Origin of the sequence: Arthrobacter crystallopoietes BAB-32 (assembly GCF_000328305.2) — a bacterium.
GTDB lineage: Bacteria > Actinomycetota > Actinomycetes > Actinomycetales > Micrococcaceae > Crystallibacter > Crystallibacter crystallopoietes_A.
This window is the reverse complement of record NZ_ANPE02000148.1, coordinates 1-6,080: the sequence shown is the minus strand read 5'-3', so window position 1 is coordinate 6,080 and position 6,080 is coordinate 1. Positions and strand designations below refer to the sequence as shown.

Below are 6,080 nucleotides of genomic sequence, written 5' to 3'. Positions count from 1 at the left end.
GACCGCCGCCGCGATTCCCCGCCGGCGGCTGCTGGCCCAGCAACTCTGGGGCCCGGGCGCTGCCGACGCTCCCGCCGCGGTCCGCAACCTGCTCGCCGTCCAGGCCCAGGAGTACGCCTATGCGCGCTGGTCGCTGGCCCAGCGCTGCTCCGGCGCCACCCGGGACGACGCCGCTGCCGTGGACGCCGCCATCGCCGACGGCACCATCCTGCGCACGCACGTGCTCCGGCCCACGTGGCACTTCGTGCACCGCCAAGACCTGCGCTGGCTCTCCACACTCTCCAGGCCGCGGCTGAAGGCCGGCAACAAGACCCGCGACCGGCAGCTGGGCATCGATCCGGCCATCGTGGAGCGGTCGAACGCGGTGCTGGCCGAAGTCGTCGCCGGCGGCCGGCACGTGCCACGGGAGGACTTGGCGGCCGCCCTGGAGCGCGCGGGGCTGCTTGAGGATACCGGCGAACGCCTCAACGGCGCACCGCTGCGCAACCAGCGGCTGGCCCATCTGGTCTACCACGCGGAGATGGACCAGATGCTGGTCAGCGGCGTCCCGCAGGCAACGAACGGCGGCGCGGCGCGGCAGACCTACGCCGCCTTCGACGAGCGGGTACCGCCGCTGCCGCACCCCTTCGACCGGGACGAAGCACTGGCTGCACTGGTGCGCCGCTACTTCTCCAGCCATGGCCCGGCCACCGTCAAGGACTGCGCGCTGTGGTCCGGCCTGACCCAGGCCGATGTCCGCCGCGGACTCGAGGCAGCCGGGACCGGCACCGGTGCAGCAGTGCTGCAGACCGGTGCCGTGGATGGCCACGAGTTCCTGTGGGCGGACGACGGCGGACCCTCCCTCCGCGGTCCGGGCAGTCCGCGGGTGGACCTGATCCAGTGCTACGACGAGTACGTCATGGGCTACACGCCAACCCGCGGCTACCTCGGCGGCAGCGCTCCCGCGCCTGCCAACGCCAAGGTGCCGAGCCACGTCGTCCTGCTCAATGGCCGCATGACCGGGAACTGGCAGCACGCACTCAAGCCGGGCACCGCCGTCGTCCGTGTCCTGCTGCATCGGACCTTGGCAGCGGACGAAGAACAAGCCCTGATGGCCGCTCTGGAGCGGTACCGATCGTTCCTGGGCCGGCCGCTGGACACGGAAATTTCGGTCCGGGGCGCGTCCGGCCAAGCTGGACAGCCGGCCGGACTTTAGACTGCAGGCGATCAGCGGAGGAAGAATGCCGGACGGAGCGAACCCTCTGATGCCCGAGGTCTGGAGCATGGCGCTGCCGGTGTTGGCGGTCGTGTTCCTGCTGGCACTGGCGGGGATCGCCGCCGTCGTTGTCCGCAGCCTGCTGGTCCGGCCGGCAGGCCGGGACCTTTGCGTCAGCCGCGGGGGAAGAAGGCGGCGGCGAATTCGTCGTGCAGCTGCTCGATGTCCGTCAGGAAGCCGTCATGGCCGATCGGCGAATTAATCATGTGGACCTTCACGGGATTCGGCAGCGCCGCGGCGAGCTGGCGCGACTGCTCGGGGAAATACAGCCGGTCCGACTCCACGGCGGCGATCAGGAATTCCGTGGCCACTGACGCAAGGGCATCGGCGACCGAGCCGCGGCCGCGGGCGACGTCATGGCTCATGAGCGCCTCGGTCATGTGGATGTAGCTGTTCGCGTCGAACCGGCCCGCCAGTTTGCTGGCCTGGTGGTCCAGGTAGCTCTCCACGGCGTACCGTCCGCGGCCGGCCGAGGTCACGCTGCCGAACGGCTGCTCCTCGCCCTGGGCCGTCCGGCCGAAGCGGTATTCCAGTTCCGGCTCGGCACGGTAATTGATGTGCGCGATCCGCCGGGCAATGCCCAGTCCATCCACGGGGGCCGGCCCGCCGTAGTAGTCGCCGCCGTTGAAGTTGGGGTCCAGCCGGATGGCCAGCACCTGGGCCTGGGCGAAGGCGATCTGTTCGGCCGTGCTGGCTGCCCCGCACGCGATCACGGCGCAGCGGGCGGTCCGTTCCGGGTAGGTCGCCGCCCATTCCAGCGCGCGGGCGCCGCCCATGGACCCGCCCAGGACGGCGTGCCAGCGGCGGATTCCGAGCAGGTCCGCCAGGCGCGCCTCGGCACGGACCGAGTCGCGGATGGTGATCAGCGGGAAGCGCGAGCCCCAGGGCTGGCCGTCCGGGGCCAGCGAGGCCGGGCCGGTGGAACCGTAGCAGCCGCCTACCATGTTCGCGGAGACCACGAAGTACTTGTCGGTGTCGATGGTCGCGCCCGGACCAACAAGCGGGTCCCACCAGCCGGCCTCGGCGGAATCACCGCGGGCCACATGCGTGCTGCCGGTCAGGGCATGCTGGATGAGCACGGCGTTGGAGGCGTCCTCGTTGAGCGTGCCCCAGGTTTCGAAGCCCAGGACAACGTCCGGCAGGAAACCGCCGGTCTCCAGTTCCAGGGCTCCGATGGAGGCCTGGCGGAGGATGCCGTCCGCTGCCGTGTCCAGCAATTCCTGTGGTTGCAGTGTTGTCAAAGTGATGCCCGTGATTCCTTCAGCTCATCGCGCCTAGGCTGCGCCCTTGGCAGCGCGGAACCCGGCTTCGAGGTCAGCGATGATGTCATCGATATGTTCAATGCCGACGGCGAGGCGCACCAGTCCCGGGGTCACACCGGCGGCGAGCTGTGCCTCCGGAGACAGCTGGGCGTGGGTGGTGGATGCCGGATGGATGACCAGGGAGCGCACGTCGCCGACATTGGCCACGTGCGAATGCAGCTCCAGGCCGTCGACGAACTTCTTGCCGGCTTCGAGGCCGCCGGAAATCTCGAACGCGATGATTGCGCCGGTTCCCTTCGGACCGTACTTGCGGCCGCGCTCGTACCACGGGCTGGAAGGCAGGCCCGCGTACGCCACGGAAGTGACGGCGTCGTGCTTTTCCAGCCACTGCGCCACCTGCTGTGCGTTGGAGACATGCCGCTCCACGCGCAGGCTCAGCGTTTCCAGGCCCTGCGCGATGAGGAACGCGTTGAAGGGCGCGGCCGAGGAGCCCAGGTCGCGCAGCAGCTGCACGCGCGCCTTGAGGATGTAGGCCAGGTTGGCTCCGAGGGCGCCGCCGACGCCGAGGTCGCGGGCGAAGACCAGGCCGTTGTAGCTCTCGTCCGGCGTGTTGAAGCCGGGGAACTTCGCCGGATCCTTGGCGAAATCGAAGTTGCCCGAGTCGACGACGACACCGGCGATAGCGCTGCCATGGCCGCCGAGGTACTTGGTGGCCGAGTGCACCACGATGTCGGCGCCCCATTCGATCGGGCGGATCAGGTATGGGGTGGCCAGGGTGTTGTCGACGATCAGCGGGACGCCGGCCTCATGCGCAACGGCGCTGATGCCTTCGATGTCGAGCACGTCCTGGCGGGGATTGGAGACGACCTCGCCGAAGAAGGCCTTGGTGTTCGGCTGTACGGCCGCGCGCCACTGGTCCAGGTTGTCCGGGTCCGCGACGAAGGTAACCTCGATGCCGAACTTCTTCAGCGTGTTCTTCAGCAGGTTGTAGGTGCCGCCGTAGAGGCTGGGGCTCGCGACAATATGGTCGCCGGCCTCGGCCAGGTTCAGGATGGAGAAGGTGGAAGCTGCCTGGCCGGAGGAGAGCAGCAGGGCACCGACGCCGCCTTCCAGGTTGGCGATGCGGTTCTCCACGGCTTCCGCCGTCGGGTTGCCGATCCGGGTGTAGATGGGCGCCAGCTCGGACAGCGCGAAGCGGTTGGCTGCGCTCTCGGCGCTCGGGAAGACGAACGACGTCGTCTGGTAGATCGGCAGTGCACGGGCACCGGTCGCCTCATCGGGCTCCTGGCCGGCATGGATCTGGCGTGTTTCGAATGACCAATCGTTGGACATGGCTGCAACTCCTCCACATAGTTGAAGGGGTCTTCCCGCAGCCACAAGGACATTGGCTGCAGGGTGCGACCCGCGCTTGCTTCGCGCCTTTTGGCGGAAGCCTGGTCTTCACCCGGGGCACCCCACCGCGGTTGGAGGGTTGCCGGCCAGCTAGCCGGGGCTCGTCACTGGCACTCATGACCTGTATCCAGAGTCGGCGAGGACCCCTCGTTTCGGCAAGTATGTGACGGCGTATGAATGGGTCTTAGGTCACCCTAAGTCGAGAGGAAAATCACAAAGTGCCAAGATGAATTATGCGTTTCGACCACGTCTCTTATGCTTGTGAACCCGACGGCCTCGCCGCTACTACCGACCGTATTGCGGCCACCCTTGGCATCGAGGCTGTCAAAGGCGGGGTGCATCCCCGCTTCGGAACCCGGAACATGATTTTCCCCCTCACCGACCGCCACTACCTGGAGGTCGTCGAGGTCCTGGACCACCCGGCGTCGGACAAGGCTCCCTTCGGGCAGGCCGTGCGCGCCCGGTCCGAGGCCGGCGGAGGCTGGATGGGCTGGTGCGTCGAGGTCGACGACCTGACACCGTTCGAAGAGCGGCTCGGGCGGCAGGCCGTCCCGGGCAACCGGAAGTTCCCCGACGGACGCGAACTGACCTGGCAGCAGATCGGCATCAAGGGCCTGATCGCCGATCCCCAGGTCCCGTACATGCTCCGCTGGGACGACGGCACCGAGGACCTGCACCCGTCCAACGCCTATGCGGCTACCGCCAAGCTGATCGGCCTGACCATCGGCGGCTCCTCGGCCCGGGTGGCGGACTGGCTGGGCACCCCGGTGGACGCGCTGCTGGACGACGTCAAGGTTGCGTGGACCGCGCCGAACGGCACGCCGGGCATCATGTCCGTGCGCTTCGAAACCCCGAAGGCATCGTCGAGCTCTAGCGGGGACATCCCGGGCCACATTGGCCCGCTCCAGGCTGTGCCGATCCCTGCCAATCCAAGGATCGCCGATGGCTGGAGCGGGCCTTTTCCATGCCGGGGCCTACCAATGTGGCCCGGTTCCGGCGGGGCTGCCCGGGTTCCGGCGGGGCTGGCCCGGGTTCCGGCGGGATAATCGGTGCCGGCTACGGGTCAGCTGCCGATGCCGATGGCGGGGCCGAAGAGGGCGTAACCGACGAAGCCGGCGATGTCGAGCAGGGCGTGCGCGACGACGAGTGGCATGACGCGGCGCGTCCGGGTGTAGGCGTAGCCGAAGATAAGGCCCATCAGGAAGTTGCCGATGCCGGGGCCGACACCTTGGTAGAGGTGGTAGCTGCCGCGGATGAGGGCGCTGGTGAAGATGATGGCCCAGGTGCTCCATCCGAGTCTGGCGAGCCGGTCGAACAGGTAGCCCACGATGACGACTTCCTCGAGGACGGCGTGGCGCAGGGCGGAGAGGACGAGCACGGGAACCGTCCACCAGTACTGGTCCAAGGCAGCCGGGACCACCGCCGTCGTAATTCCCAAGGCCCGCCCGGCAGCGTAGACGCCCAAGGTGCCCGCCCCGATCACGGCGGCCAGGCCGAACCCGAGGCCGAAGTCGATTCCCGGCCGGGAGAACGTGAAGCCGATCTTCCGGAAGGCCGACCTGCCCGGGGAGGTCATAAGGAAAAGGACCAGCGCCACCGGCACGAGCGCGAAGAAGATGCCCAGCAACTGGTAGAGCAGGTCGAAGAACTCGCGTTCGTTGAGCACCGGGTTCAGCGCCGTGGTCTGGGAGGCCAGCGGCGCGCGGGTCGCCTTCTCCGCCAGGTTCACGATGGAGTAGACGGCTGATTGGCCCAGCGACAGGCCGAGGACGATCAGCAGTTCGGTCCGGTAATAGCGGCGGGTGCGCGGCATCGCCCCGGTGGTCACGGTCTCGCTGTGCATGCGTCTATCTTGCCAAGCCTTGCCCAGGGCGGCGGCCCGCCCCAGACTTGAGGCCATGGAACCTTCCGGAATGATCGACCTTGTTCCCGCGGCGCGCGGTGTTTCCATGCTGGCCGTGGGCGTCCAGGACCGGCAGCTGGATGCGCCGACGCCGTGCGCAGGGAAGACCGTGGGGGATCTGCTGGATCACTTCATGGGCCTGGCCGTCGCCTTCCGCGACGCGGCAACGAAGGCCTCAATGGCGAGCGGCTACGACGACCAGCGCCCCGGGCCGCCGGCGGACACGTGGGGTTCCGGCAGCCGGTTGGACCCGGAGTGGCGCCTGCTG

6 protein-coding genes and 1 riboswitch are annotated in these 6,080 nt (G+C 68.5%); of the genes, 3 read left to right on the top strand and 3 right to left on the bottom strand.

What is annotated here, in order from left to right; genetic code table 11:
• Positions 1–1,195: winged helix DNA-binding domain-containing protein (locus D477_RS12185; protein WP_005269551.1), on the top strand; the 1,195-nt coding region annotated here is incomplete at its 5' end.
• Positions 1,196–1,368: 173 nt separating this feature from the next.
• Here the strand turns inward: D477_RS12185 and metX are convergent.
• Both metX and D477_RS12175 read right to left on the bottom strand, forming a co-directional pair.
• On the bottom strand, positions 1,369–2,496 hold the full coding sequence (gene metX / locus D477_RS12180) for a homoserine O-acetyltransferase MetX (RefSeq protein WP_005269550.1): 1,128 nt from the start codon (positions 2,494–2,496) through the stop codon (positions 1,369–1,371).
• 33 nt (positions 2,497–2,529) lie between these two features.
• Positions 2,530–3,849 carry a bifunctional o-acetylhomoserine/o-acetylserine sulfhydrylase gene (locus D477_RS12175; RefSeq protein ID WP_005269549.1) on the bottom strand — a complete coding sequence of 440 codons (1,320 nt, stop codon included), beginning with the start codon at positions 3,847–3,849 and terminating at the stop codon, positions 2,530–2,532.
• 67 nt (positions 3,850–3,916) lie between these two features.
• Positions 3,917–4,031, bottom strand: a riboswitch (SAM riboswitch).
• A gap of 111 nt (positions 4,032–4,142) precedes the next feature.
• Between D477_RS12175 and D477_RS12170 the strand changes: the two genes are divergently transcribed.
• Positions 4,143–4,955, top strand: coding sequence for a VOC family protein (locus D477_RS12170; RefSeq protein WP_005269548.1), 813 nt, complete (start codon positions 4,143–4,145; stop codon positions 4,953–4,955).
• Between the two features lie 17 nt (positions 4,956–4,972).
• On the opposite strand, the gene D477_RS12165 is transcribed toward D477_RS12170, so the two are convergent.
• A complete protein-coding gene (locus tag D477_RS12165) occupies positions 4,973–5,752 on the bottom strand; it encodes a CPBP family intramembrane glutamic endopeptidase (RefSeq protein ID WP_005269547.1) in 780 nt (259 codons plus the stop codon).
• A 55-nt stretch (positions 5,753–5,807) separates the two neighbouring features.
• Here D477_RS12165 and D477_RS22315 point away from each other — a divergent pair.
• Positions 5,808–6,080 (top strand): maleylpyruvate isomerase N-terminal domain-containing protein (locus tag D477_RS22315; protein ID WP_190273563.1); only part of this gene is annotated, 273 nt, incomplete at its 3' end.